The sequence below is a fragment of the Facklamia sp. P12937 genome (genome assembly GCF_050409505.1).
Classification (GTDB): Bacteria; Bacillota; Bacilli; order Lactobacillales; family Aerococcaceae; genus Facklamia.
Window position 1 is genome coordinate 90,873 of record NZ_JBNUPI010000004.1, and the last position, 26,653, is coordinate 117,525.

Below are 26,653 nucleotides of genomic sequence, written 5' to 3' on the forward strand. Positions count from 1 at the left end.
GATTATAAAACTAAAAAAAAGCAGATACAAAGGTTTTCAAAATTATTTTTAAAATTTTAGTCTTTTTAAATAATTTAAGCACATTAAATTGTGCTAGTACAAGAATTATGATTAGACGAAATTCTAAGCATTAGCTATAATAGAGAGAGAATGATAAAAGTCAGAAAGAAGGTGATTAGATGTCAGAAGAAGTAAAAATTTTTCGATCGCTTACACAAGAAGAAGTCACACAAAATCCATTACTTTTAGAAATTTTAGACTTAAATGGCGAACAGCTAACCTATTATTTTGAAGAAAAGTTTTTGGATAATCCGTTTATAGAGTTTGAATACCCTATTGAGCATAAGGTTTCACAGATTTTACAAGAAAGAAGGCCTGCAGCTGATCCAGATATCGATATTCAAAGTCCAAGCTCTCCTCAAACATTAGAAACCTTCCTTTTCGAGCAGATTATGTTATATAGGCAAACACCGATTAGAGATGCTATGGTGCAAATGGTTCCCTTTTTAGATGAACGTGGCTATTTACCTTATAAATATGGAGAACTTGCAAAAAAACTACAAATAGACCCTATGATTGCCTTAGATGCTATTACTCTTTTTCAACAATTAGAGCCGACTGGGATTGGGGCTTATGATTTGAAAGAATGTCTAATGTTGCAAACAGACCAAGACCAACATTCGCCAAATCATGCCTATTTTTTATTAGAAAATTATTTTGCTGAATTATTAGAAGAAGATTATGCAGAGATTATGGAGCGTACAAACTTAACGCTAGCTGAAATCCAACAAATTGTTAATTATTACCATACATTGCGGACACGCCCATCTTCATTATATGAACGAATTGAGCGAATTAATTTGATTCCAGATGTTGAACTGCAACTCATGGGAGAAGAAATACAAATTCACATTAACCGTCAGTATTATCCACGGCTAATTTTTGATCAAGATTATTATGATGAAATGGAAGCTAAAAATAATACTGAGCTTCAAGAATATATCCAACCGCATAAGGAATTCTACCAGCAAATGTTATCAAGTATTCGCTCTAGAGAGAAATTGTTAATTGCAGTGACTAAGATTATCGTTCAATCTCAGCTGCAATATCTCAAAGGAGAAGACAAAAGCCCAACGCCTTTATTAATTAAAGACATTGCTCATCAGCTGCGCTTATCTGAGTCTATTGTCAGTCGCATCATTATCAATAAGAACCTCGCTTATGGAGAGAATGTGTCTCCACTTTCGGATTTTATTAATGTTTCAGCAAAAGTCGGACGTAGTGGGTTGTCTGCTCTAAATATTCAAGCTTTTATTCAAGATGTTATAACAAAGCATGGCCAAGATGTTTCTGATCAAGAAATTATCGATCAACTGGCAGATAAAAAAATCATTATCAGTCATCGTTTAGTAGAGCGCTATCGTCAAAACATTCTAAAAAAGCAAGCAAAAGGATAAAGCATAAGGTCCCAGCCATTTAACAAATGGCTGGGACCTTATGCTTATTGCTGATAGAAAAAGAGTGAGTGTGTTGAATTGACTAGATGCATAGGAATAAGTTCCTTTGTTTGAGGACGATAATAAGCTAATAGCACTAATCGGTTTCCTACTTGTGTTAAAGCGTGGTTTATTAAACGTGTATCGTTATCACTGGCAATCTTTTCGGCTTCTTGGTAAGTTAAGGGTACGATGATGCGAGGAATAAAGATTGTTTCTCCATTGATTTGGAATTGGCTTTGATCAATAGAAACATCTAGTTGGCTTAAATCTTCCTCTGAATTAATTTGTGTAAGGATTTGATTCAAAGCCTTACTTGCTACTTTATTTTTATTAACTTGTTGCTCTTGATTTGTAAAATTATTTAGATAATAGCTTTCCATGGCTTGATTAATATCTTGAGGCACTTCATCTGGAAGTGTCAAATTAGGGAAATCAGAAGAAACGCTTAATTTCTCTTTTAAAAAGCGAGGGGCTGTATTGCTCTGTTTATTTTTTTCTGTTTGCTCCTTTTGGCTATCTTCTGATTCAAGTTTTTCAGTTGTTTGACTAGTTATTTGGTCTTGGGAGACAGCAGCCAATTCTGATTGTTCATTTTTCTCATTAGCGGTTGGTTCTTGAAAGTATTGGAAAATCTGACAGGCAGATAATAAAAGAGATGCAATCATAAGGCTAAGTATTTTTTTCATGAAATCATTCCTTTTTGTTTCGTTCCATCAGTGTATCAGAAAAATATGGATATTAGGTAACAAGTTGATAACAAATTACTAAATTAAATCCTAAAAAGAGTGTGACAACTTGGTCAAACAATGATAAAATCGATTAGAAATGTAAGGACTTTTAATGCATTCCAGCGAGGATGCCAAAGTCTACTGAGTATTTTAAGTCCTTATTTTCAAATAAAGGGCTCTTTTTTATGCCTTCATATAAGGAGATTAAAATGGAAAATTCAAAAGATAAAATGACGCTATTGCTGCAACCTCACGAAAAGCCGGAGTTTACCAAAGGATTATTATTAAGTTTCCAACATGTTTTTGCTATGTTTGGAGCAACGATCTTAGTTCCCTTAATTTTAGGGCTATCTGTTTCAACTGCTTTGTTAGCAAGTGGGATAGGAACATTGATTTACCTTACTATAACAAAAGGGGAGGTACCTGTTTATTTGGGATCCTCTTTTGCTTATATTGCTGCCATGGCTTTAGCAATGGAACAACTAGGTGGGGATGTTTCTGCAGCGCAAACTGGAATCATGATGGTCGGTTTATTTTACGTTGTGATTGCTGGAGTAATCAAGTATACGGGCACCGATTGGTTGAATAAAATATTACCACCGATTGTTATTGGGCCGATGATTATTGTTATCGGTTTAGGATTAGCTTCTTCTGCAGTAAATAATGCTGGCTTTGTATCGGGTGGGGATTGGCGAAACATTTTCGTTTCAGTAGGAACGCTACTCATTTCAGTTTACATGCAGATATTTGGTAAAGGCTTCTTTAAAGTAATTCCATTCTTAATCGCTATTATTGGCGGCTATCTTCTTTCGTTAATGGTTGGAATCGTTGATTATACTCCCGTAATAGAAGCTAGTTGGATTCGTTTGCCGGATTTATCCCTTCCATTTGCTACACCTGTTGCAAATTGGCAACAATATAAGTTTTATTTTGGACCAGAAGCCTGGGCGATTTTACCAATTGCTTTGGTTACCATTGCTGAGCATACAGGTGATCATGTGGTTCTTAGTGAAATTTGTGATCGTAATTTTTTATCAAAGCCAGGATTACACCGAACTTTAGCAGGAGATGGGTTAGCTACTTTCGTTTCAGCTTTAATTGGTGGTCCTGCAAACACAACTTATGGTGAAAACTCTGGTGTGATTGCTTTAACAAGAATTGCATCTGTTAGTGTTATTAGAAATGCAGCTTTTCTAGCTATTTTGATATCTTTCTTTGGCAAATTTAATGCTTTAGTGGCATCAATACCTTCCGCAGTATTGGGAGGAATGTCGATTCTATTGTATGGTGTGATTGCTAGTAATGGTCTGAAGGTATTAATAAAAGATCACACTGACTTTTCACAATCTAGAAATTTAATTATTGCTTCAGCTATGTTGGTTATCGGATTGGGGGGAGCTGTTTTAGATTTGGGAGGCTCATTTGTTGTTTCCGGAACAGCCTTAAGTGCACTGGTAGGAATTACTTTGAATGCTATGTTACCTGAATTAAAATAAAAAATAATTAAGCATTTAGAATTTTGATGTGAACCCATAAACACGAACAATAATATTAAAATTAATTATGCGGCCTGCAACCTATATTCAATAGGTGAAAGGCCGTTTAATTTTTCTTTTAGCCTATGATGGTTATACCAATAAATAGATCTTTTTATTTCTTCAGCTAATTCATCTATACTATCATACTTAACCGCATAAAATATTTCTTGTTTTAGAAGCCCAAAGAAGTTTTCCATAGGCGAATTGTCTAGACAATTAGCTCGTCTTGACATACTTTGTTTTATAGTGTTATCTTCAAGGATTTTTACCCATGACTTAGGTTGATAATGAAATCCTTGATCTGTATGAACTATTAAATGGTGATCTTGTGGAAGTTTCTTTACAGCATCTTCTAAGGACTTATTGGTAAAATATACAGTAGGTGATATATTTAAATGATATGATATTATTTCACAGTTAAATAAATCCATTATTGGTGATAGTTATAACCTGTTTTCAGAAGATTTAACTTTAAGTTTTGTTATATCACTCACCCATACTTCATTAGCTTTTTCTACTTTGAAGTTTCTATTTAATTTGTTATCTGCTATCCTACCTATTTCTCCTCTATATGAGCTATATTTCATTGTTCTTGTGTGGAATTTTTTACATAGAAGTTTACTAACTTTCATGATTCTTAATACTCTTTTATGGTTAACTCTATCTTGCTTTTCTTTCCATTCGTAGAAAGATGTTCTTGGTAGTTTTGCTATATCAAGCCATATTTTTAACTTAATATCCGGTTTAACTAGCCTATTTCAAGTACTATTTTTGTCTTTTTTTTGTTTGAGATTTTTTCTTTTGAATTAAGTCATCTAACTTTTTTAGATAGAGTATTTCTGCTTCAAGATATTCATTTCTTTGCCTTAGCTCTATTAATTCTTCTCTTTGATTTTTTTAACTTCTTAATTTCATTTGATTTATCGGTGTTTTTAGACATAGTTGTATCCCCATTCTATATAGGTCTTCCTTCATTAGCATTGAATCCTTCAAAACCTTCTTGTTTATATTTTCTTTTCCAATTAGCAATTATTGAAGGATTATTAATTTTAAAGTACTCTGCTGTTTCTCTATAGGATAGTTCATTGTATTGCCTATATTTTATTACAGATTTTTTTAATTCTCCGCTGTATTTAGTTTTAGACATAGATTTTCTAAGTCCATTTTCTCCATACATTTTATCTTGTCTTATCCAATTAGAAACGTTTGAAGCTTTGACTCCAGACCTTCTTGAAAGAAATTTTCTTTCATATCCTTCTTCGATTTCTCTTACTAACTATAATATAAATTCAAAATTATATTTTGCCATACAACCCCCCTAAATCCTTGTTCGGGTTTAAGGGGTCAGTACATTTCTAAATGTTTTTTAATTTAAGTATCAGGACTGGGAAATTTTCATCTAAAAGTAACTAAAATAGAAAACCAAAGGAAGTTTTGATAGAATACTGTTTATAGTGTTTGAACTTTAAAGGAGGAATTCAATGTACCCCTACGGTTTTTATTTTGATTCAACATATATTTTAATACTAATAGGTATGGCTATTGTAATGTATGCTCAATGGAAGGTTAAATCAACCTTTGCTAAATACAGCGAATTAATGAGTGAGCGTAATATAAGTGGACAAGAAGCCGCGGAATTAATTCTGCAAGCAAATCAAATTCAAGATGTGAGAGTTGAAAGAGTAGCTGGGAACTTAACAGACCACTACAGTCCCAAAGAGAAAATCTTAAGATTATCGGAAGCTACTTATAGCAACAGCTCTGTAGCAGCGGTAGCAGTTGCAGCTCACGAGTGTGGTCATGCCGTGCAAGATGCTAAGAACTACCAATTTCTAAAATTAAGATCAGCTTTAGTTCCCGTATCACAATTTGGCTCAATGATTGGTATGCCAATTATCATTTTGGGTTTTCTTTTCCAAATGATGGGATTGGTAACAATTGGTATCATTGCACTATCAACGGCTTTATTATTTCAAATAGTAACTTTACCAGTTGAACTAGATGCAAGTAAACGGGCTTTAATTTCTTTGGAACAGCTAGATATCTTCACTCAAGGGGAGTTGCCCGCTGCTCGTAAAGTTTTGAATGCAGCAGCCCTTACTTATATAGCGGCTACTTTTTCAACGGCTTTACAAATTTTAAGGTTAATAATTTTATCTAATCGCTCGCGTAGGAATTAAGGCATAGATGGAGGCGAATTATGGATTTATGGAAGAAATTTAAGACTAGTCCTTTAAATCTTAACTTAGCACTTGATCTATTAAGGCAAGCAGATCAGGAAGTGGAAAAGATGGAGCCCATTCGCATTTTACTCGCTGGTAAAACGGGATCGGGAAAATCCACTCTTGTGAACGCTCTTTTTAGAGAAAATATTGCTTCAACAGGAGTAGGTCTTCCAGTGACTCAAAAGGTCCAGAAAATAACTAAAAAAGGCTTACCACTAGTTATCTATGATACTAAAGGATTAGAGTTACATTCAAAGTCGCAAGATGAAAGTATCCAACACTTACTTCATTTAGTAAAGGACGCTAAAAAAGGCGATGCGGTAGAGCCTATTCACTTGGTTTACTATTGTATCCATGCGACGATGGCAAGAATTGAACCGCAAGAAATTACCCTAATTGCAATGCTGGCTCAAGAACTGCCGGTTATTGTGGTCTTAACACAAGCAATTGGTGAGGATATTAAAGGCTTTAAAGATTCTGTTAAAAAAGCAGTCCCTCAAGTCAAAGTGGTTATTCCTGTTTTAGCCAAAGACTTTGAATTAGCAGGTGGCCAAAAAATTAAAGCTTATGGCTTAGAAGAGTTGACTAAACATAGTTATGAGTTTGTTCCGGAAGAGGTAGAGAAGGCTTTTATTAATGCCCAACGAGTAGACTTGGCTTTAAAAATAGCTCAATCTAGAAGTTGGGCAAACAAGTATATGAAAACAACTTTTGGAATTGGTCTAACCCCCTTACCGATTGCTGACTCAGCTCTTTTAGTTCCTATCCAAATTACAATGCTAGCTCACATTACTAGTATATTCGGCTTGTCTATCGATAAAAAACAAATTGTTAGTATGATGGCTGGGGTAGGAGGGACAGGTTTAGCGAGTATGGTGGGTAAGTACCTAGCTTCGTCAGCTGCTAAATGGGTGCCAGGAGTGGGATCAGTTACAGGAGGAATGGTTAATGGTTTTACTGCCTCAACTGTTACTCTAGCATTAGCTTATTCATACATTGAAATACTAAAGCAGATAACGCTTGCAGAGAACCAAGGGAAACAGTTATTACCTAAGGAGATAACAGCTTTGATGCGCAAGACATTTGGTCAGGAGCTCGAAACAATCAGTCATCGATTTCCCGACAAGGTCAAAGATTCATTACCAGAATGGATGACTAACAGTTTAGATCAATACGAGTAATATCAATTTAGCGGTTTGCCTTCTTAATAGAGGACTTACCGCTTTTTTAGTGAATTATATCTTAAAATTTACCTTGACAAACTTCTAGTAGGAAGATACTATACATAAAGATATATGTAACTATTACTATTTAAATGGAGGGTAAAATAATATGAATAAACTAATGAAAATAATAGCTACTATCTTTTTAAGTCTAGCGATGGTAGGTCATACAACTTTTAAAATTGTTTCTGCACAAGATAGGCCAAAAGTTATGGCCACTTTTTATCCAGTGTACTTTTTGGCTTCAGAAATAGCAGGAGATAAAATGGAGGTTTCTATGCTACTAGATGCCAATCAAGATGCTCACGCTTATGAAGCAAGTGCACAAGCTGCAATTAAAGTTCAAGAAAGTGATCTATTTATTTATCAAGATGATGAAATGGAATTTTTTATAAAGGATTTAATGTCTTTAGTTGATTTAGATACTACCAAAGTTTTAGAATCAACCGACGGCATTGATTTGTTATCCGGTGATGGTGAAGAGCACGATCATGAAGGTGAAGAGCACGATCATGAAGGTGAAGAGCATGGTCACGAAGGACACGTTCATGAATTTGACCCTCATACCTGGTTAGACCCAATGGTTTATAGTCAACAAGCCAAAAACATTAAAGAGGCAATGATAGAAATAGATCCTGATAATCAGAAGGTCTATGAAGAGAACTGTAAGGCTTTGGTTGAAAAACTTGAAGCATTAAATACAGAATTTCAGACTAAATTAAAAGATTTAGAAAATAAAACCATCGTGGTTCAACATAAAGCTTTTAGCTATTTAGCTCAGGCCTATGGTTTAGAGCAAATTTCAATTGGAGGACTTTCTTCAGATCAAGAACCTTCAGCCAAACAAATTGCTGAAATGCAAAAGCTATTAGCAGAAAAACAAGTGAACAAAATCTATGTTGATCCTGCTATTGATTCTAAGATTGCTCAAACAGTAGCAAGCTCTACTAAAGCAGAATTACTGCCCTTAAGAACTTTGGAATTAGTTTCTGAGGAAGAGGCAGCAGCAGGGGAAAACTATTTTACATTAATGCGTAAAAATCTTGAACAACTACTTCAAAATTAGAAACTAGTGTAAGGAGGCCAAAAATGAAGGTGTTATCCGTTAAAAACTTGTCTTTTTATTATGAAGAAGAAAAAGTTTTGAATAATATCACTTTTGATATCGCATCCGGAGAATTTGTTATTTTAACGGGAGAAAATGGAGCGGCTAAGTCAACGTTAGTTAAAAATATTATCGGTCTGTTAAAGCCAGCAACAGGAGAAATAAGTATTGCCAAAAAAAATAAAGCAGGAGATAAGCTATCGTTGGGTTATGTTGCACAAAACATTTCCGCCTTTAATTCAGGCTTCCCTAGCACGGTTCAGCGCTTTGTAGAGTCGGGTCGTTACAGTCAAAATAGATGGTTTAAATCTTTAGATGCTGAAGATTATGAACACGTTGATCGTGCCCTTGAAGCAGTGGGTATGGCGAATATGCGAGATAAATTAATCGGGCAACTTTCAGGCGGCCAAAAACAGCGGATTATTTTAGCGCGCATTTTTGCATTGGATCCAGATTTATATGTTTTAGATGAACCGACAAACGGTATGGATAGCCAATCACGCCGAAAGTTCTATCAACTTTTGCAACATCTTACCAAGCATCATGGTAAATCCATCATGATGGTGACACATGCTGATGATGAAATTGAAGGCTTCTATGATCGTGAAATTCGCTTAATTAGAGAGGAGGGTTCTCCTTGGAGATGTTTCAGTATGACTTCATCCAACGCGCCTTTATAGCAGGATTAGCCATGTCCTTTATAACACCTATTTTAGGTCTCTTCCTCATTCTCAGAAGGCAATCTTTAATGGCAGATACCTTATCTCATATTTCTTTAGCTGGAGTTGCTTTAGGAATTATACTAGGTATCCAACCTACATACTCGACCATAGTGATTGTTGTGATTGCTTCACTGGGAATTGAGTATCTTAGAACGGTGTATAGACATTTCACTGAAATATCTGTGGCTTTAATGATGTCCACTGGTATGGCTTTAGCCTTGTTTCTTCTAAGCTTTAATTCCAATAGTGGTGTATTTAAAGTAGACCAATATCTGTTTGGATCGATTATCTTAATTCAAGATCAAGAGGTTTATTTATTAATTGGACTAGCGCTGGTGATTTTATGCTTATATCTAATTTTTAGAAAACCACTTTATATTATATCTTTTGATGAAGCTACTGCTAAAACAGCAGGACTGCCGGTTCGTTTTATTTCAACTTGTTTTTCAATTTTAACAGGGGTTGCTATTTCCATTATGATGCCAATTGTTGGTGTTTTATTAGTATCAGCATTAATTGTGATTCCTTCTTCAACAGCTATTAGACTTTCTAGGTCCTTTGAACAAGCAATAGCGATTGGTTTTGTGATAAACATCGTGGGAATTTACTTGGGATTATTCGCTTCCTACAGATTAGACACCCCTCCTGGAGCATCTATTACTTTAATATTTATTTTGATATTCGTTTTAGTAGCTGTTGTTCAAAGCCTACAAAGATACTTACGCAAACATAAGCATTGATAATTTTTAAGAGTTCTAACAGCTGTTAGAACTCTTTTTCGATAGAGATTTTTGTTGAAAATTCGAACAAATAATGATAAAGTTTGCTTAATGTTTGGAAAAGGAGGCTTTTTATAAATGATAAAAAAATATAAACGAAACCAGCGCTTAATAGCAATTACCCAACAACTAATGAATAATCCCAACCAACTCTTAAACTTACAAGATTTTGCGCATAAATTTCAATGTGCTAAATCATCAATTAGTGAAGATTTGGGAATGGTCAGAGGAGTTTTTGATGAAATGCAACTAGGGCAACTTGAAACATTGACTGGTAAAACAGGAGGTGTTATTTTTCGTCCACATCTGTCGGGAGAGGAAGTTGAAATTATTCAGCGTCAAGTAAAAGAGCGACTCTCTCAAGGTAAGAGAATTCTCCCAGGAAACTATATTTTCGTGAATGACCTACTACAAGATCCGAGTGTTTTAAATCCGATTGCTCAACTTATTGCAGCTAAATATGCAGATAAAGAGATTGATACCATTCTTACCATAGAAGCTAAAGGGATAGGATTAGCAGCGGCAGTAGCATTATATCTAAACAAACCTTATGTTGTGGTACGTCGAGAATCTACCTCTGGAGAAGGATCAACCATTTCGATTAATTATACTTCGGGTTCTACGCAGACTGTTAAGAAAATGGAACTCTCGAAGTCAGCTTTGCAATCGCAAAGTCGTGTATTAATTGTGGATGATTTTCTTCGTAATGGGGGAACATTAACAGGGCTTTTAAATTTAATTGAAGAATTTGATTCGCAAGCAGCTGGAATATGCGTTTTTGCAGAGAATAAGGTAAAAAATCGAATGAGTATTCCAAATTATCACGCTCTTTTTGAAACTCAATTACGTTATAACAATGAGTTAGGTCATTATCAATTGGAAATTGAAGCAGGAAATTTTTTTAATTAGGAAACTGCATAGCCATATGGTCCTTAAATAGATATAATATAAGGGTAAATGTCGCAGATAGAAGGAGTGTGAGTGAATGAAAAGAATGGCGGTTATTTTAGCAGCTGGCAAAGGTACACGCATGAAGTCAGCCTTACCTAAAGTTCTCCATAAAATTAGTGGAATTTCCATGGCAGAACATGTTGTTCGATCAGTCTTGGAAAGTCGTGCCGAGCAGATCGTAACTATTGTTGGTAATGGGGCAGATTTAGTGAAAGAAGAATTAAAAAACCTTACTGATTTTGCTTTTCAATCCGAGCAATTAGGAACAGGTCATGCAGTACTCCAAGCTGAGAATCTTCTGGCAAATGAAAAAGGAAGTACCTTAGTTATATGTGGAGATACACCCTTATTGTCAGGAGAAACATTAACTAAACTCTTTGAGCATCATGAAAGCACAGGTTCAAAAGCAACCGTTTTGACTGCAAGAACCTCAGATCCTACTGGTTATGGTCGAATTGTTCGTGATGATGAAGGCCAAGTTCTTAAAATTGTGGAGCAAAAAGACGCTTCGTCAAAAGAACTTATTATAGATGAGATTAATACAGGGACCTACATTTTTGATAATTTAAGTATGTTTAAAGCTTTGAAATCAGTGAGCAATCGGAATGCCCAGGGCGAGTATTATTTACCAGATATTATTGAAATTCTTCAAAAACAAGGAAAAAAAGTTCATGCTTTTAATATGGATGATTTTGCAGAATCAATTGGAGTGAATGATCGAGTAGCGCTTTCTAAAGCTCAGCAGCTAATGAACCGACGTATCATTACAAATCATATGCGAAATGGCGTGAGCTTTATTAATCCTGAAATGACTTATGTTGAAGCGGATGTAAAAATTGGTGAAGATACGGTGATTGAGGGGGGTGTTCAGCTTAAGGGCGAAACATTTATTGGTAAATCAGTAAGAATTGGTGCCAACAGTGAGATTGTAGATAGCCAAGTAGGGGACTCAGTAATAATTACTCAGTCAGTTATTGAGAAATCAAAGGTTGAAGATAAAGCAAAAATAGGACCTTTTGCGCATTTAAGACCGAATAGCTATTTGGCAGAGGGCGTCCGTATTGGGAATTTTGTTGAAGTTAAAAATTCTCAACTAGGTAAAGATACCAAAGCAGGTCACTTAGCCTATATCGGTGATGCTGAATTAGGAAAAGATGTCAATGTAAGCTGTGGTGTTATTTTTTGTAACTATGATGGTAAAAGAAAATATCGTTCGAAAGTCGGCGATCAAGTATTTCTTGGAAGTAACTCTAATATCGTCTCTCCACTTGAGATTGGGGACCGTGCCTTTATAGCTGCTGGTTCAACTATTATAAAGGATGTTGAAGCGGAAGCCTTAGCTATTTCACGTAGCGAACAGGTTAATAAGTTAGGTTATTGGACTAAATACATCAATAAATAAATTTAAGGAAAGAGGGATTTGGTTGGCAAGTGAACACTATAAGGATCCAAAATTAAAGATCTTTGCATTAAGTTCTAACGAAAAGTTAGCGGCAGCAATTGCAAAAGCTGTTGGAGTAGAATTAGGTGAAATTTCTTTATCTAGGTTTGCTGATGGAGAGATACGTGTAAATATTGATGAATCGACTAGGGGGGCACATGTATATATCGTACAATCGACCTCCTCACCAGTTAATGATAATTTAATGGAATTATTAATTACGATTGATGCTTTGCGTCGCGCATCAGCAAAAACAATCAATGTAGTGCTTCCTTACTATGGTTATGCACGTCAAGACCGTAAAGCACAGTCTCGTGAACCAATTACAGCTAAATTGGTAGCAAATATGTTAGAGCAAGCAGGAGCAGACCGTGTAGTGGCATTGGATTTACACGCTGCCCAAATTCAAGGGTTTTTCGATATACCTGTAGATCATTTATTAGGTGCTCCTTTACTGGCAAATTACTTTATTGATAACAAACTTTTTGGCGATGATGTTGTTGTTGTATCACCTGACCATGGCGGCGTAACTCGTGCACGAAAACTAGCAGAATTTTTAAAGGCACCAATTGCTATTGTTGATAAACGTCGCCCACGTCCTAACGTTGCAGAAGTGATGAGTATTGTTGGAGATGTAAAAGATAAAACAGCAGTGATAATTGATGACATGATTGATACGGCAGGAACAATTACAATCGCTGCTCAAGCTTTGATTGATCGTGGAGCCAAAGAAGTTTATGCCACCTGTACTCACCCGGTTCTTTCTGGGCCAGCTTTAGAAAGATTGCAAACTTCTGTTATCAAGAAGGTAATTGTTACAGACACCATTCTACTGCCTGAAGACAAAAAAATTGATAAAATTGAAATTGTGTCTGTTGCACACTTAATTGCTGAAGCAATTAAACGTATTCACGAGAACCGTTCTGTTTCACCTCTTTTCAATGAAAAATTCACTATCATTGAATAGACTTTAATTGTAAATTTTTTATTTGAAGCTTAAGCTCGTTCTATCTTTAAATTAGATGGGACGAGCTTAAGTTATTTCAATACAAATATATGAGAGCGTAAAAATTAATCAGACTAAATGTTGATGGTTATTTTTTAAAGAAGTCGGTATAATGAGTAAGAACCAACGGAAAGAAAGAGGTTTTATTATGAACCATCGAAAAGAATGGAATAATTTATTACGCTTTGTTGTAGTTATAATGGGTTCACTGGTATGTCTTTTAGGAATTCTATTATCCTTTTATTTAAAATTTTCAGGCCAAATTCCCTATAGAAATTTTATAGCTTTTGAATCAAGTTATTTCTGGATAGCAATAGGTTTTATTTTGATCAACTTCTTCTTTGGTACCTATATATTTTATAATAAAACTTTAATGGACCTTTTCTACTTTACCATGCTATCTCAATTATTTTTGTCTTTTTTTATGATGGCCGTTACTTATGCTGGGTCTTGGCTAACTTTTCCGCGATCTGTTATTTTACTTAACCTTTTCGTAGGGACAATATTGGTATATTTATTTAATGCTGTAGCTTACATCCTTTATCATCGATTATCTGGCCGTAAACGAGTTTTAGTCGTAGGGGAGAATAAAAAGGCGTTAAATGCAGTGGTTAATTTTGATAGAATGACCAATCGTAGACATGAGGTAACTCATGTAGTCTTGTCAGATTATTACCAGCGTGTGGTTAAATTATCGGATGCGGTCGATATTGTTTACCTTACTGGTTATATCGAAGAAACAGAACGACTAAAAATATACGATTATTTGATGCGGAATAACAAAAAGCTCTTTTTATCGACTAACTTTGCAAATTTAATGATGGTTAATCCAAATATAATGAGCTTTGAAGATGAAAGTTTAATTGAAGTATCTACTTTTTCAATTGCTTTTGAACAAGCTATTATCAAAAGGACGATTGATATTGCTTCTTCTCTTCTTTTATTAATTATAGCTTCGCCTATCATGTTAATAACAGCCATAGCTGTAAAACTAGACAGTAAGGGACCAATTTTTTATCGTCAAGTTAGAATTACAAAAGGATCTAAACCTTTCAACATTTTAAAATTTCGTTCAATGACTCAAACGGCTGAAGAAAAATCTGGACCCGTATTAGCTAGTTCTAATGATTCACGAGTGACGAGGGTAGGAAAGTTTATTCGCACTACTCGGATTGATGAACTTCCACAATTAATCAATGTGTTAAAAGGTGATATGTCGCTCGTTGGACCGCGACCTGAACGTCCTTTTTTTGTTAATCAATTTAGTCAAGAAAATGCTTATTATGAATTGCGTCATCATGTACGTGCAGGAATCACTGGCTATGCTCAAGTCTATGGAAAATATGCTACAGACTTTAATAATAAATTAAACTTTGATCTGCTCTATATTAAAAATTACTCATTAGCCTTTGATTTTAAATTGTTGTTTCAAACATTAAAAATATTATTTGATAAGGTTTCTTCAAGAGGTTTAGACCAAGAAGATCTCTGCCAACCTTCATGGAAGGATTTTCAATCCAAAATTCATATTTATGAGTAAGCTATTTCTAGATGTTGTTTATTGTTTATGTTAGGCTTTTGCTAGTAAATTATAAGGAGGATATTATGAATAAACGTAATAAGGTAAAAACACTTTTTTTAATGATAATGGTTAATCTGCTGCTAATCCCTCAGTCTTATGTGAGTGCTCAAGAAACAGTTTCAGATGCTTGGCAAGATGTGGCGGTAAAAGCAAACCAACAAGAATTCCAATCCTTTCATATGGAAGGTACAGTAGGTGTGAAAATTTCCTCGCAAAATATGACCAGTGATTTTGGAAACCTAGAAATTGACGCATTAGTAAATGCTCAACCGATCGCTTTACAAATGGTAGCAAAAATAATTTCTCCATTTGTAGGTTCAGAGGCTGTAGGTTTTGAAAGCTATGCTAAAGAAGGATTTAATTATATTTACAACACTCAATCTAAAGAGTGGAAGACTTCAGAATGGACGGTATCAGAAGAAGATATCTTAGATAGTCTTCAAGCATCCTTTAAAAATGTATCAAATGGCTTAGTAGAAAGCGAAATGACTTCAGAGGCCAAAACATTTATTGATAAATACTTTGAATTTGAAGAAAAAGGTCAAGATTATCTTTTTAAGTTGAAAAAAGATATTAATGGAGCTAGCTTTTACAATGATTTAGATAAGGCAATCGATTTAAAACAGTTGGTTAAGCAATCAGCTAACAAAGCGATTGAGCAATCAGAAGATCTGGGACAACCCATCGACCGAGAATATGAAGAATCTCTGGGGGAATTCTTGAATCCTGATATGTTTGAAGATTTCTTTAATATGAATCCACAAATGACTGTTACATATGAGAGTGTGACAGGGCTGATAAAGAACTTTTCCTTTATGATTGACACAGACCCTAAAGTTTTTATCGATTCAGTGAGTCAAACAGACCGGTCTAATTTACCAGAGCTTATAAGTATTTCGGCTAATTTTGACTTTGACCAGTATGGTCAAAGCTTTAATATTCAGGTTCCTTTGGAGGCCATGCAAACTTCTGAAGAAAATACCATAGAAGAGTAATTAGTAAAAACCTTTAGTTGAGCATTCAACTAAAGGCTTTTTTATAATAAGCTTATAACTTATGCACTCTTTTTGAATCAACATTGAGGGCAATAGTATGATACAATAAATAAAATTATTCAGTTGAGGAGATTAAAATGATCTATAAATATTCTGATGACAGCTTAATGACCCACACCGATCTTTATCAAATCAATATGTTGAAAACATATTGGGAAAAAGGGATTGATCGAAAACTGGCTGTTTTTGAAGTCTACTTTCGCAAAAACCCTTTTAACAATGGCTACGCTATTTTTGCTGGTTTAGAAAGAGTTGTTCACTATTTGAATCAATTTCATTTCTCAGCGACTGACTTGGATTATCTAAGAAGCTTAGAAATATACCCCGAAACATTTATTCAATACTTGGCAGATATGAAACTAGAGTTATCTGTTAGGTCTATGCAAGAAGGCGAGCTTTGTTATGCAACCGAACCTTTGATGCAAGTTGAAGGACCACTTGGTCAGTGCCAATTAGTTGAAACAGCTATTTTAAATATAATAAATTTCCAAACTTTAATTGCCACAAAGGCATCACGTATTCGTTCGGTAGTGGGTGAAGGGGATAAAATTTCTGAATTTGGTGCTAGAAGAGCGCAAGAAATGGATGCGGCTATTTGGGGAACGCGTGCAGCCTTTATTGGAGGCTTTGATTCAACTTCAAACGTTAGGGCTGGGAAATTATTTGGTATTCCTGTTTCTGGTACTCACGCTCATTCTTTGGTACAAGCTTACCGAGATGAGTATCAAGCTTTTAGAGCTTATGCTGAAACGCATCGTGATGTCGTCTTCTTAGTAGATACTTATGACACATTACGTTCAGGCATACCTATCGCTATAAAAGTAGCTAAAGAAATGGGTGACAAAATCAATTTTATCGGTGTTCGAATTGATTCGGGAGATATGGCTTACCAATCAAAAAAAATTCGTGAGCAATTGGACGAAGCAGGTTTCACCGAAGCGCGCATAATAGCTTCCAATGATTTGGATGAAAAAACCATTTTAAACTTACGAATGCAGGGTGCAAAAATCAACGATTGGGGTATTGGAACTAAAATAATAACTTCTTATGACCAGCCTGCTCTAGGTGCTGTTTATAAATTAGTTGGAATCGAAGATGACAAAGGTGAGATTGTACCGACAATTAAAATTTCTTCCAATACAGAAAAAATCACTACACCCGGTATGAAACAAGTTTGGCGAATTACTCGAAAAAAAGATGGCAAGGTGGAAGGTGACTATATTGCTTTAATAGATGAAAGGCCCGATCTTTTAGAGGAACTTTTCATGTTCCATCCAGTTCATACCTATATCAATAAAACTGTTAAGGACTTTGAAGCGCGTCCACTTTTAATAGATATATACAAAGAGGGTCAGCAAGTATATGATTTACCAGATATATTAACTATTAAAGATTATTCAGAGGATAAGATTAACTGCTTATGGGAAGAGCATAAGCGCATTTTAAATCCACAAGTTTATCCAGTTGATTTATCGCAAAAATTATACGATTTGAAAATGGATAGTATACAAGAGGTTCGCGACCAAGTTGATTTAAGAGTTGAGGCGTTTCAAACAGATCAATTCTGATAAGGAGAATAATATGAGACAATTGCAAAAAGAAATCATAGGGAATTTAAAAGTTTCACCAAGGATTGAACCAGAAGCTGAAATTCGGCGATCTATTAACTTTTTGAAAGATTATCTCTATCAAAATGCAGGTTTAAAGTCATTGGTATTAGGTATTAGTGGAGGACAAGATTCCACTTTAGCAGGGAAATTATCGCAAATGGCTATTGAAGAAATCCGAACTGAAACAAACGATAACCAGTATCAATTTATTGCTATACGACTTCCTTATGCTGTCCAAAATGATGAAGAAGATGCACTAAAGGCTCTAGATTTTATTGCACCAGACCGAATTTTAAATCTAAATATTGAAGAGGCGACTTTAGGAGTTGTTCAAGCTTTGAAAAAAGAACAAATTGAAGTTAGCGATTTTAATAAAGGAAATATTAAAGCGAGACAGCGTATGGTGATGCAATATGCGGTAGCAGGACAGTTTTCAGGTGTTGTAGTAGGAAGTGACCATGCAGCAGAGAGTGTCACAGGATTCTTTACTAAATATGGAGATGGGGCAGCGGATGTAATGCCTTTGTGGCGCTTAACCAAAGATCAGGGTAAGCAGTTGCTACAGTCCCTAAACTGTCCGGCAGACCTTTATCAAAAAATACCGACAGCCGATTTAGAAGAAGACCGTCCTATGTTATCCGATGAAGAAGCGTTGGGTGTTTCTTATCAAACCATTGATCGTTATTTGACAGGACGTGAAGTAAAAGACCATGAAGCAGCAATAATTGAAAAATGGTACTTAAGTAGCCAACATAAACGCCATCTGCCAGTCACTGTCTTTGATCAGTTTTGGAGGGAATCTTGATTTAAGGAGATGAAATAATGTCCATTGTACTGGAAATAATAATGAGGGTAGTGCTTGCTTTCATATTGTCATTAGCATTTTCCTATTCCTTATTAAAGTTGCTTAATTTTACAAAGCCCCTTGATTTTAAGAATAGAGAGAATAATAGCAAAAGAACACCACCTGCTTACGGTGGTATTGCTGTATTTATGGCATATTGGTTAAGCTATTACTTATTAAATCCTTTTACTCTTTGGGATAAGCAAGGGAGTCTTTTTGTAGCCTCCTTAATTATCCTTGTAACGGGCGTTTTAGATGATAGGTTAAATTTATCTGCTTTAAAAAAATCAATCGGTATTTTAATCGCCTGTCATTATGTCTATTTTTATAGTGACATTTCTTTTTCATCTCAACTCATTAATTTTGAAGACCCATTACTTTTTAATGGTTTGAAATATCTCTTAACCATAGTATGGATTTATTTAGTAACTAATGCATTAAATTTATTAGATGGGATTGATGGCCTAGCTTCAAGTGTTAGCCTGGTGAGTCTTTTTTCAATGGTTATAATAACTTTAGGTTTTTCTTTAACCATTCAATTGGATTTTGTATTAAAGTTGTTATTTTTATTTGCAGCAATTGCTGGTTTTTTAATATTTAATTGGCCACCTGCTAAAATTATGTTGGGAGATACTGGGGCTTTATTTATTGGATTTATGTACGCTAGTTTAACCGTTACTAATCTAAAAAACGCCAGTCTTTACTCTTTTATTTTTCCAATACTTTTATTTGCTGTTCCACTTTTTGATACTGTTTTTGCCTTCATGAGGCGTTTACACCAACGAACCCCTGTTACTGAAGGAGACAAAGAGCATATCCATCATCGGTTACTGCGAAGGGGTTATAATGAAAGTTCAATCAATAAAATGATGATGGCTTTATCTGCCGTTTTTTCATTGATTACCCTAGCCCTCCATGCCTTTCCTAATTTAAAGTGGCTGATATGGGTGATGACAATGGTATTGATTGTAGCAATGGTTTATTTTACTGTGCATATTGGAAAAGAGTCTCCAAACAAATGAATCTTTTTAAGTTTTAAAAGGTATATTTATATCTCGATTACCTAAACTGTCTATTTTAACTTGTCCACTTAAAAAATTGACTAAATAGCTATCAAATTCCTTTAGGAAGTCAGAATGAATAGCGATTGTCATTTGAATTTTTTCGAGATATTCGATGGTTAGAACAGAAGGTAAGCCAGGCATTTGAGCAAGATTATGATTAAAGCGATCAAGCTGTGCATAATCCATTTCAATTTGAAGAAGGGTCTGGTTAACATTTTTAATTTTATTGGCCAATTGGCAGCTTTCACTAACTACTTGGGTGTAAGCGCGAATTAAACCACCTGCACCTAACTTGTTTCCACCAAAATAGCGAACAACAATGGCTGCGACAAAAGTTAATTCCTCTTTTTTAAGAACTTCAAGCATTGGTAGACCTGCTGTACCACTTGGTTCGCCATCGTCACTCATGCGTTGAATACTTGAGTCAGCCTCTAAACTAAAAGCATAGCAGTGGTGATTTGCTTTATAATGCTTTTTTTGTATACTAAGCAAGTGTTGATTAAATTCTTCTTCACTTTTGATTGGAAACAGAAAACAAATAAAACGAGATTTTTTTATTTCAATTTCATGTACAATTTCTTTTTGGATACTTAAATAATTAAACATATAGCTTTCCTTTCATTTATGTTAGGATAATAGATAACATATAGATTCTTTAAACAGTGTAACATATTTAAAAAACAACTGATTATTAGTCAGACAGGGAATGGTAGTGAAAAATGAAAACAGCAATTATAGTAGATTCTACAGCATATTTAAACCAGGAAATAGCCAGTCAATCAAACGTTTTTCAAGTCGATCTTAGTGTTATTTTTGATGATGGGACTGTTTTTAAAGATTCATCTGATATTGATGAGCAGACGCGGTTTTATCAGTATATGGAAAAAAGTGATCGATTACCTAAATCTTCTCAACCACATCCAGGTGACTACTACCAATTGATGGATCAGATTGTTGAAGAAGGTTTTCAAGCAGTCATAGCTATCCATCTATCTTCAAAAATATCAGGAACTTTAGCTTTAGCGCAATCGGTACTAACTGAATACCAAGATCGTATTCAAAGTTATATTATCGATTCTAAGTCTTCATGCATAGTCATTGAAGGTTTGGCAAGGAAAGCCTTAAAAGGACTCGAAGCGGATAAGGAATTAGAAGATATCGTGGCTGAACTAACTTGGCAAGCAAATCATACACAAACTTATTTGATGGTCGAAGAGTTAGAGAACCTAGTTAAAGGCGGACGTTTAAATGCAGGTTTTGCTACACTAGGCCAATTGCTTAAAATTCGTCCTTTATTGCATTTTGATGAGGAAGGAAATATTCTTCTCTTTGAAAAAATCCGTACTAATAAAAAGGTGTATGCTAGATGGATTCAACTAATTAAAGAAGCAATTGAATCATATCCCCAAGGTATTCAGCTTATGATGACACATGCCAATGCTAAAGACGAATGTAGTGTGGTTGTAGAATTAATTGAAAAAGAGTTAACGATCTCTGATATAGAAATTAACTCGATCGGCCCTGTTATCGGTACACATACCGGAAAAGGTTGTATTGGCTTGGCCATAATGCCTAATTACGATCCTAATTAAACAAGTAAATAATAGCACTAATTATTCTCCTTCTGTGTACTTTATAAAAAGACATGGAAGGAGATTTTTTTGATGGAGTGGAAAGAGTATTTTATTGGTCAATTAATGACTCAAAGAGAAGTAACAATAATCTGGGATAAATTTCTTTCTCAATCCAGCTGGAAATTAGAGACGATATTTAATCATCTACACGCAATGCCTGCTATACAAATAAAACAAAAGCACATCCTTTGTTCCAGGTGCAATTGTCAAGATCAACAACAATACTATAAGTTTTATTTTAATAAAAAGAAGATTATATATTGTTGTTCGTGTCTTCAAATGGGACGAATTTGTAGTAACGATTTGCTTTATTATTTACCAAACAATCAACCTTTAACTATAAGAAATCAAAAATCCTTTCTCACCTGGCAAGGGAAACTTTCGCCACAGCAAAATAAGGCTTCACAAGAAGTTGCGGAACAATTGGATGATAGTAGTCACCCACATTTAATCCATGCTGTAACGGGAGCTGGTAAAACAGAAATGCTTTTTCCAATAATCGATGAAATATTAAGAAAGGATGGAAAGATAGCTTTAGTCTCTCCAAGAGTTGACGTGTGCATTGAACTTTTTCCAAGAATTAAAGCTGCTTTTAATTCGGTCAAAGTTCTTTTGCTTCATGGAAAGAGTGAAACAAAATATGAGCCCTGTGAACTTTTAATAGCAACTACCCATCAGTTGCTAAGGTTTTTTCAAGCCTTTGACCTAGTAATAGTGGATGAAGTAGATGCCTTTCCCTATGTTGATAATGAGAGTTTACATTTCGCGGTAAATCGAGCAGTTAAAAAGAAGGGTAAATTAATCTTTCTGACAGCAACACCGGATAAAAAAATTGTGGAAGCGGTCAAAAAAGGCTTGATTCACCAGACCATTTTACCAGCGCGATTTCATGGTTTTCCTTTGGTTGAACCCATATTTTTGTGGTTGGGAGATTGGAAAACTAACTTAGTAAATCAACAAAAGAATTCCAAACTTCTCTTAAGCCTAAAACATTTTATTGCGCTTGAAGGTCGAAAACTAATTTTTATAGCCAATATCAAGTTGGCAATTCTATTATCTGAGTGGTTAGAGAAACTTTTTAAAGGCCTTAGACTTACCTATGTATATTCAACAGATCCTCTAAGACATCAAAAGGTAGAAAAAATGCGCAAAGGTCATTATGACATACTAATCTCTACATCCATTCTTGAAAGGGGAGTAACTTTTGAAAACTGTCATGTGTTTGTCCTTGGTGCTGAGGACCCTCTTTTCTCTAAATCAGCTTTAGTTCAAATGAGTGGCAGGGTAGGAAGGAAGGCTGCTTATCCATCAGGTAAAGTTGTTTTTGGTCATTATGGTATTACAAAAGAAATGAAAAGAGCGGCTATAGAAATTAAGGGAATGAATCAGTTAGCGAGCAAGAGAGGACTTTTAAATGCAAATGCTTGATGAAAGGGTCTGTTTGATGTGCCAGAAAAATTACCAACGTGATTTAAGTTGGCAACAGTTATTTTCCTGGCAAGCTATTGAATTTGAACCATTGTGTTCAGACTGTTTAAAATCATTCGTTCCTTATCATTATCAGAGTGAAAGTTGCAGAGCCTGTGGAAGAAAATTAGATGGTAGCAACCACTATCAAACTACTTATAGAATCAAAGATACTGATGAGAATTACTGTCTAGATTGTTATCGCTGGCGCCAAAAATATCCTCTAAAGCTAATAAACAATCAAGCCTTATTTGACTACAATGCTGGTTTTAAAAATTGGATCACTCGTTATAAATATGATGGAGATTGCCGGATGGCGAATGTAATGAAGCAAGTCTTAAAGAAAACATATAAACACTATCCAAACTACCTTTGGTTAATTTTACCTAGCTCTGAATCAAGCTTGAAAAGGAGATTGTTTCATCCGACCGCATATTTATTAGAAATAGCCCACATCCCTTATTGTTGTCCCTTCCATTACATTGGAAATGAAATTAGACAAGCAGCAAAAAGTCGAAAAGATCGTTTAACACTCAATCGTCCATTTGCTTGGATAAATATAGAAAAAGAAAAATTAAAAGAAAAGAAAGGTCTAATGATTTTTGATGATGTTTATACAACAGGGGCAACTATGATACAAGCAAAATTAGAGATAGTTCAACATTTTGAAGCTATTGCTAAAGAAGAAATGGATTTAAAAAGTATTACTTTAGCAAGAAATCAATCACTTGCTTAGAATGTGTAGCGCTTTCAATCGATGTGGGCATGTGTTATAATAATTTTAAGCTAGTAATAGCTTTTGGGTTTATGGCTCATTAGCCTTAGACCAAATAGAGAGGAAATGAGGGATATTTATGTTTAACTATAATGTTCGTGGAGAAAATATCGAGGTTACTCAAGCTATTCGAGAATACGCCGAAAAGAAAGTTTCAAAACTTGAGCGTTTTTTCAATGATGTACCGAATGCAACTGCCTATGTAAATTTGAGGGTTTATCCTGATAAAACAGCAAAGGCAGAAGTAACTATTCCTTTATCTTTCTTAGTGCTCAGAGCTGAAGAGACAACACCTGATTTATATGCGAGTATTGATTTTGTAGTTGATAAATTAGAGCGACAAGTACGGAAATATAAGACTAAAATTAATCGCAAATCACGTGAAAAAGGCTTCGAAGGAATAACTACATCAGATTTGGTACAAGCTTCAAATGTAAATAATCATGAAGATGAAAGCGAACCCGATTTACAAATAGTTCGTTCAAAGCGAATTGCTTTAAAACCGATGGATTCAGAAGAAGCAGTCTTACAAATGAATATGCTAGGCCATGACTTCTTCGTATATAAAGAAGGAGAAACAAACGAAATTAATATCGTTTACCGCCGTAAAGATGGTCGATATGGATTAATTGAAACAGCGAGAATGGATTAAGATTAAGTTGTATCCTTAGAATATAGTGAATATCAAATGTTAAATGAAGAGCTTATCAATGCTCTTCATTTTTTATTGTTAAAAAGCAGAAGGAATTAAACTTTTACAATACACTAGCAGATAAAAATGTTTGAAAGTCGAGTTTTTAATGATACAATGTTACAGTGAGAAAATTTATTCATGGAATGGGTAAATGAGGATTATGGGAATTAAAGGAGCATATTAATGGCCAACTTTTTAAAAAATTTAATTGAAAATGATAATGCTGAATTGAGAAGAACCGGAAAATTAGCTGACCAGGTAATCGACTTAGAAGAAGATTACCGCACGATGACTGATGAAGAACTGCGTGCCCAAACTACTATTTTAAAAGATAAATTAGCTAGTGGAAAAAGTTTAGATGATATTCAGGTAGAGGCATTTGCTGTTGTAAGAGAAGCTGCTTATCGAGTATTAGGCTTATTGGCCTATCGTGTCCAAATTCAAGGCGGCTTTGTCATTCATAAGGGTGATATTGCTGAAATGAAAACCGGTGAAGGTAAAACTTTGACAGAGACAATGCCTGTTTATTTAAACGCTTTGTCAGGTAAAGGGGTTCATGTTGTTACTGTTAATGATTATTTAGCAACTCGTGACTCTAAAGAAATGGGAGAAGTTTTCCGCTTTTTAGGCTTAACAGTCGGCTTAAATCTAAACTCAATGAACGCTGCTCAAAAGCGTGAAGCTTATGCTTGTGATGTGACTTATTCTACAAATAACGAATTAGGTTTTGACTATTTAAGAGATAATATGGTTGTTTACAAGTCTCAAATGGTTCAAAGACCATTATATTTTGCGGTAGTAGACGAAGTGGACTCTATCTTAATTGATGAGGCTCGTACACCGTTGATTATTTCTGGTCAAGGTGAGAAATCGACAGCCCTCTATAATCGAGCAGATTATTTTGTTAAGGGATTGAAAGAAGAAGAAGACTACACCATTGATTTGACTTCTAAGTCAATTGTTTTAACAGATATTGGAGTTGACAAGGCTGAAAAAATCTTTCGCTTAGAAAACCTGTATAATGTTGAAAATTCATCACTGGTTCATCATATTGATCAAGCTTTACGCGCAAATTACATTATGATTCATGATATTGACTATGTGGTAGACGAAGAGGAAGTTAAGATTGTCGATCCATTTACAGGTCGTATTATGGACGGTCGTCGTTATTCAGATGGACTTCACCAAGCGATTGAAGCAAAAGAAAATGTTGAAATCCAAGATGAGTCCAAGACAATGGCAACGATTACTTTCCAAAACTACTTCCGTATGTATGAAAAATTATCTGGAATGACGGGAACGGCTAAGACGGAAGAAGAAGAATTTAGAGAAATTTACAATATTAACGTCGTTTCAATCCCAACCAATCGACCAGTTATTAGAAAAGACCACCCAGATTTGCTTTATCCAAACTTAAAAGCTAAATTTGCTGCCGTCGTAGAAGAAATCAAAGAACGTCATGCTAAAGGGCAACCTATTTTAGTAGGGACAGTGGCTGTAGAAACTTCAGAGTACCTATCAAAATTATTAACAAAAGAAGGTATTCCTCATGAAGTCTTGAATGCTAAAAATCACTTTAAAGAAGCTGAAATTGTTATGGCTGCCGGTCAAAGAGGTGCGGTAACCATCGCGACCAATATGGCTGGACGGGGAACCGACATTAAGTTAGGATCAGGAGTTAAAGAAGTAGGCGGACTCGCTGTTATCGGAACTGAACGTCACGAATCACGTCGAATTGATAACCAGTTACGTGGACGGGCAGGACGTCAAGGAGATCCCGGGGCATCACAATTCTATTTATCACTAGAAGATGATTTGATGCGACGTTTCGGATCAGACAGAATTCAAAAGGTTTGGGAAAAACTGAATATGACAGACGACAACAATGAAGGAGAAGATCTTGCTATTCAAAGTAAGATGTTATCTCGTCAAGTTGAATCAGCCCAAAAGAGAGTGGAAGGTAATAATTACGATACTCGTAAGAGTGTTTTAGAGTACGATGAAGTTATGCGTGAGCAAAGAGAAGTTATTTATGGTCAAAGATTGGCGGTGATTAATGAAGAAGAAACCTTAACACCTCATATTAAAGCAATGATTAAACGGACCATCGAGCGTGAAGTGGCCTATGCTACTGAAAACGATGAAAAGGATTGGAATTTAGACAGTCTATTGGACTTCGTTCACAACACATTATTTAGTCCAGAAAAAATCTCAATAAAAGACTTAGAACGTAAGAGCAGAGAAGAATTAATAAATTATTTGTATAATGAATCTGTGTCGGCTTTTGATGAGAAAATTGCTTTACTAAATGGTCCTGAACAAGTTTTAGAATTTGAAAAAGTAATTATTTTGCGTGTGGTTGATTCGAAATGGACAGACCATATTGATGCGATGGATCATTTACGTCAAGGTGTTGGTCTAAGAGCATACGCTCAAACGAACCCTCTAACAGAATATCAAACAGAAGGCTTTGATCGCTTCCAAGAAATGATTGCTGCAATTGAATATGACATCACTCGATTCATAATGAAGGCACAAATTCGTCAGAATTTGGAGAGGGAGCAAGTTAATTCCACAAGCCCTCGGGTAAAACCAAGTTCAATGCCTAAACACCAAAGTGTAAAAACATTAAAAGGCTAATATGACAGAATAGCAAAGGTCCTGCGGATTAACTCCAAAGGACCTTTTGTGTCAATTTTAAAAAGTAAGGT

24 protein-coding genes are annotated in these 26,653 nt (G+C 35.1%); 20 read left to right on the forward strand and 4 right to left on the reverse strand.

The genetic code is table 11. The annotated features are described in order from the left end of the window. Positions 1 to 179: 179 nt before the first annotated feature. Positions 180 to 1,457 carry an RNA polymerase subunit sigma-54 gene (locus ACQV2R_RS02650; RefSeq protein ID WP_428875246.1) on the forward strand — a complete coding sequence of 426 codons (1,278 nt, stop codon included), beginning with the start codon at positions 180 to 182 and terminating at the stop codon, positions 1,455 to 1,457. Between the two features lie 44 nt (positions 1,458 to 1,501). Here ACQV2R_RS02650 and ACQV2R_RS02655 read toward each other — a convergent pair whose 3' ends face one another. After that, a complete protein-coding gene (locus ACQV2R_RS02655) occupies positions 1,502 to 2,185 on the reverse strand; it encodes a hypothetical protein (RefSeq protein ID WP_428891788.1) in 684 nt (227 codons plus the stop codon). A gap of 227 nt (positions 2,186 to 2,412) precedes the next feature. Here ACQV2R_RS02655 and ACQV2R_RS02660 point away from each other — a divergent pair, with 227 nt between their 5' ends. Beyond that, entirely contained in the window at positions 2,413 to 3,723 is a 1,311-nt protein-coding gene (locus ACQV2R_RS02660; protein WP_428881986.1) for a uracil-xanthine permease family protein, read from the forward strand. Positions 3,724 to 3,788: 65 nt separating this feature from the next. On the opposite strand, the gene ACQV2R_RS02665 is transcribed toward ACQV2R_RS02660, so the two are convergent. Continuing rightward, a complete protein-coding gene (locus ACQV2R_RS02665) occupies positions 3,789 to 4,196 on the reverse strand; it encodes a transposase (RefSeq protein ID WP_428891789.1) in 408 nt (135 codons plus the stop codon). A gap of 524 nt (positions 4,197 to 4,720) precedes the next feature. Next, positions 4,721 to 4,942, reverse strand: coding sequence for a helix-turn-helix domain-containing protein (locus ACQV2R_RS02670; protein ID WP_428891790.1), 222 nt, complete (start codon positions 4,940 to 4,942; stop codon positions 4,721 to 4,723). Positions 4,943 to 5,246: 304 nt separating this feature from the next. Here ACQV2R_RS02670 and ACQV2R_RS02675 point away from each other — a divergent pair, with 304 nt between their 5' ends. The 13 genes from ACQV2R_RS02675 to ACQV2R_RS02735 all read left to right on the forward strand — a co-directional run bounded on the left by ACQV2R_RS02675 (position 5,247) and on the right by ACQV2R_RS02735 (position 19,330). Continuing rightward, a complete protein-coding gene (locus ACQV2R_RS02675; protein WP_428876078.1) occupies positions 5,247 to 5,945 on the forward strand; it encodes a zinc metallopeptidase in 699 nt (232 codons plus the stop codon). Positions 5,946 to 5,965: 20 nt separating this feature from the next. Next, complete coding sequence (locus ACQV2R_RS02680) at positions 5,966 to 7,171, forward strand: YcjF family protein (protein ID WP_428885162.1); 1,206 nt, start codon at positions 5,966 to 5,968, stop codon at positions 7,169 to 7,171. 151 nt (positions 7,172 to 7,322) lie between these two features. After that, entirely contained in the window at positions 7,323 to 8,279 is a 957-nt protein-coding gene (locus tag ACQV2R_RS02685) for a metal ABC transporter solute-binding protein, Zn/Mn family (RefSeq protein ID WP_428891791.1), read from the forward strand. Between the two features lie 23 nt (positions 8,280 to 8,302). After that, positions 8,303 to 8,998, forward strand: a complete 696-nt coding sequence (locus ACQV2R_RS02690) for a metal ABC transporter ATP-binding protein (RefSeq protein ID WP_428875435.1) — start codon at positions 8,303 to 8,305, stop codon at positions 8,996 to 8,998. Beyond that, positions 8,956 to 9,780 carry a metal ABC transporter permease gene (locus ACQV2R_RS02695; RefSeq protein ID WP_428873159.1) on the forward strand — a complete coding sequence of 275 codons (825 nt, stop codon included), beginning with the start codon at positions 8,956 to 8,958 and terminating at the stop codon, positions 9,778 to 9,780. Before ACQV2R_RS02690 ends, ACQV2R_RS02695 begins: the two co-directional genes overlap by 43 nt. 117 nt (positions 9,781 to 9,897) lie before the next feature. After that, on the forward strand, positions 9,898 to 10,728 hold the full coding sequence (gene purR, locus ACQV2R_RS02700; protein WP_428874163.1) for a pur operon repressor: 831 nt from the start codon (positions 9,898 to 9,900) through the stop codon (positions 10,726 to 10,728). A 76-nt stretch (positions 10,729 to 10,804) separates the two neighbouring features. Beyond that, on the forward strand, positions 10,805 to 12,172 hold the full coding sequence (gene glmU, locus ACQV2R_RS02705) for a bifunctional UDP-N-acetylglucosamine diphosphorylase/glucosamine-1-phosphate N-acetyltransferase GlmU (RefSeq protein ID WP_428874164.1): 1,368 nt from the start codon (positions 10,805 to 10,807) through the stop codon (positions 12,170 to 12,172). A 22-nt stretch (positions 12,173 to 12,194) separates the two neighbouring features. Beyond that, a complete protein-coding gene (locus ACQV2R_RS02710) occupies positions 12,195 to 13,178 on the forward strand; it encodes a ribose-phosphate diphosphokinase (protein WP_428874165.1) in 984 nt (327 codons plus the stop codon). A gap of 187 nt (positions 13,179 to 13,365) precedes the next feature. After that, positions 13,366 to 14,757 carry a sugar transferase gene (locus tag ACQV2R_RS02715; RefSeq protein ID WP_428891792.1) on the forward strand — a complete coding sequence of 464 codons (1,392 nt, stop codon included), beginning with the start codon at positions 13,366 to 13,368 and terminating at the stop codon, positions 14,755 to 14,757. Between the two features lie 65 nt (positions 14,758 to 14,822). Continuing rightward, positions 14,823 to 15,794: a hypothetical protein gene (locus ACQV2R_RS02720; protein ID WP_428874167.1), complete on the forward strand. Its 972-nt coding sequence runs from the start codon at positions 14,823 to 14,825 to the stop codon at positions 15,792 to 15,794. 137 nt (positions 15,795 to 15,931) lie between these two features. Continuing rightward, on the forward strand, positions 15,932 to 17,422 hold the full coding sequence (locus ACQV2R_RS02725; RefSeq protein WP_428874168.1) for a nicotinate phosphoribosyltransferase: 1,491 nt from the start codon (positions 15,932 to 15,934) through the stop codon (positions 17,420 to 17,422). Positions 17,423 to 17,435: 13 nt separating this feature from the next. Beyond that, positions 17,436 to 18,269: an ammonia-dependent NAD(+) synthetase gene (gene nadE, locus ACQV2R_RS02730; protein ID WP_428874169.1), complete on the forward strand. Its 834-nt coding sequence runs from the start codon at positions 17,436 to 17,438 to the stop codon at positions 18,267 to 18,269. A gap of 17 nt (positions 18,270 to 18,286) precedes the next feature. Then, complete coding sequence (locus ACQV2R_RS02735; protein WP_428874170.1) at positions 18,287 to 19,330, forward strand: MraY family glycosyltransferase; 1,044 nt, start codon at positions 18,287 to 18,289, stop codon at positions 19,328 to 19,330. Between the two features lie 6 nt (positions 19,331 to 19,336). Here ACQV2R_RS02735 and ACQV2R_RS02740 read toward each other — a convergent pair whose 3' ends face one another. Continuing rightward, complete coding sequence (locus ACQV2R_RS02740) at positions 19,337 to 19,978, reverse strand: YigZ family protein (RefSeq protein ID WP_428874171.1); 642 nt, start codon at positions 19,976 to 19,978, stop codon at positions 19,337 to 19,339. A gap of 113 nt (positions 19,979 to 20,091) precedes the next feature. On the opposite strand from ACQV2R_RS02740, the gene ACQV2R_RS02745 reads away from it, so the two are divergent. The 5 genes from ACQV2R_RS02745 to secA all read left to right on the forward strand — a co-directional run bounded on the left by ACQV2R_RS02745 (position 20,092) and on the right by secA (position 26,582). Further along, positions 20,092 to 20,964: a DegV family protein gene (locus ACQV2R_RS02745; RefSeq protein WP_428874172.1), complete on the forward strand. Its 873-nt coding sequence runs from the start codon at positions 20,092 to 20,094 to the stop codon at positions 20,962 to 20,964. Between the two features lie 72 nt (positions 20,965 to 21,036). Further along, positions 21,037 to 22,434, forward strand: coding sequence for a DEAD/DEAH box helicase (locus tag ACQV2R_RS02750; protein WP_428891793.1), 1,398 nt, complete (start codon positions 21,037 to 21,039; stop codon positions 22,432 to 22,434). 16 nt (positions 22,435 to 22,450) lie between these two features. Further along, a complete protein-coding gene (locus ACQV2R_RS02755) occupies positions 22,451 to 23,209 on the forward strand; it encodes a ComF family protein (protein ID WP_428874174.1) in 759 nt (252 codons plus the stop codon). 118 nt (positions 23,210 to 23,327) lie between these two features. Beyond that, a complete protein-coding gene (gene hpf / locus ACQV2R_RS02760) occupies positions 23,328 to 23,900 on the forward strand; it encodes a ribosome hibernation-promoting factor, HPF/YfiA family (RefSeq protein ID WP_428874175.1) in 573 nt (190 codons plus the stop codon). A 225-nt stretch (positions 23,901 to 24,125) separates the two neighbouring features. Next, complete coding sequence (gene secA, locus ACQV2R_RS02765; protein WP_428874176.1) at positions 24,126 to 26,582, forward strand: preprotein translocase subunit SecA; 2,457 nt, start codon at positions 24,126 to 24,128, stop codon at positions 26,580 to 26,582. The last annotated feature ends 71 nt before the right edge of the window (positions 26,583 to 26,653 follow it).

Excerpts from the sequence above, each read along its gene's own strand:
- ACQV2R_RS02725 (WP_428874168.1), top strand. The coding sequence starts at position 15,932 with ATGATCTATAAATATTCTGATGACAGCTTAATGACCCACACCGATCTT.
- ACQV2R_RS02740 (WP_428874171.1), bottom strand. The coding sequence starts at position 19,978 with ATGTTTAATTATTTAAGTATCCAAAAAGAAATTGTACATGAAATTGAA.
- ACQV2R_RS02665 (WP_428891789.1), bottom strand. The coding sequence starts at position 4,196 with ATGGATTTATTTAACTGTGAAATAATATCATATCATTTAAATATATCA.
- ACQV2R_RS02755 (WP_428874174.1), top strand. The coding sequence starts at position 22,451 with ATGTGCCAGAAAAATTACCAACGTGATTTAAGTTGGCAACAGTTATTT.
- ACQV2R_RS02655 (WP_428891788.1), bottom strand. The coding sequence starts at position 2,185 with ATGAAAAAAATACTTAGCCTTATGATTGCATCTCTTTTATTATCTGCC.
- ACQV2R_RS02650 (WP_428875246.1), top strand. The coding sequence starts at position 180 with ATGTCAGAAGAAGTAAAAATTTTTCGATCGCTTACACAAGAAGAAGTC.
- ACQV2R_RS02660 (WP_428881986.1), top strand. The coding sequence starts at position 2,413 with ATGCCTTCATATAAGGAGATTAAAATGGAAAATTCAAAAGATAAAATG.
- ACQV2R_RS02715 (WP_428891792.1), top strand. The coding sequence starts at position 13,366 with ATGAACCATCGAAAAGAATGGAATAATTTATTACGCTTTGTTGTAGTT.
- ACQV2R_RS02750 (WP_428891793.1), top strand. The coding sequence starts at position 21,037 with ATGGAGTGGAAAGAGTATTTTATTGGTCAATTAATGACTCAAAGAGAA.
- ACQV2R_RS02675 (WP_428876078.1), top strand. The coding sequence starts at position 5,247 with ATGTACCCCTACGGTTTTTATTTTGATTCAACATATATTTTAATACTA.
- glmU (WP_428874164.1), top strand. The coding sequence starts at position 10,805 with ATGAAAAGAATGGCGGTTATTTTAGCAGCTGGCAAAGGTACACGCATG.
- ACQV2R_RS02680 (WP_428885162.1), top strand. The coding sequence starts at position 5,966 with ATGGATTTATGGAAGAAATTTAAGACTAGTCCTTTAAATCTTAACTTA.
- ACQV2R_RS02685 (WP_428891791.1), top strand. The coding sequence starts at position 7,323 with ATGAATAAACTAATGAAAATAATAGCTACTATCTTTTTAAGTCTAGCG.
- nadE (WP_428874169.1), top strand. The coding sequence starts at position 17,436 with ATGAGACAATTGCAAAAAGAAATCATAGGGAATTTAAAAGTTTCACCA.
- purR (WP_428874163.1), top strand. The coding sequence starts at position 9,898 with ATGATAAAAAAATATAAACGAAACCAGCGCTTAATAGCAATTACCCAA.
- ACQV2R_RS02720 (WP_428874167.1), top strand. The coding sequence starts at position 14,823 with ATGAATAAACGTAATAAGGTAAAAACACTTTTTTTAATGATAATGGTT.
- secA (WP_428874176.1), top strand. The coding sequence starts at position 24,126 with ATGGCCAACTTTTTAAAAAATTTAATTGAAAATGATAATGCTGAATTG.
- ACQV2R_RS02670 (WP_428891790.1), bottom strand. The coding sequence starts at position 4,942 with ATGTATGGAGAAAATGGACTTAGAAAATCTATGTCTAAAACTAAATAC.
- hpf (WP_428874175.1), top strand. The coding sequence starts at position 23,328 with ATGTTTAACTATAATGTTCGTGGAGAAAATATCGAGGTTACTCAAGCT.
- ACQV2R_RS02745 (WP_428874172.1), top strand. The coding sequence starts at position 20,092 with ATGAAAACAGCAATTATAGTAGATTCTACAGCATATTTAAACCAGGAA.
- ACQV2R_RS02735 (WP_428874170.1), top strand. The coding sequence starts at position 18,287 with ATGTCCATTGTACTGGAAATAATAATGAGGGTAGTGCTTGCTTTCATA.
- ACQV2R_RS02690 (WP_428875435.1), top strand. The coding sequence starts at position 8,303 with ATGAAGGTGTTATCCGTTAAAAACTTGTCTTTTTATTATGAAGAAGAA.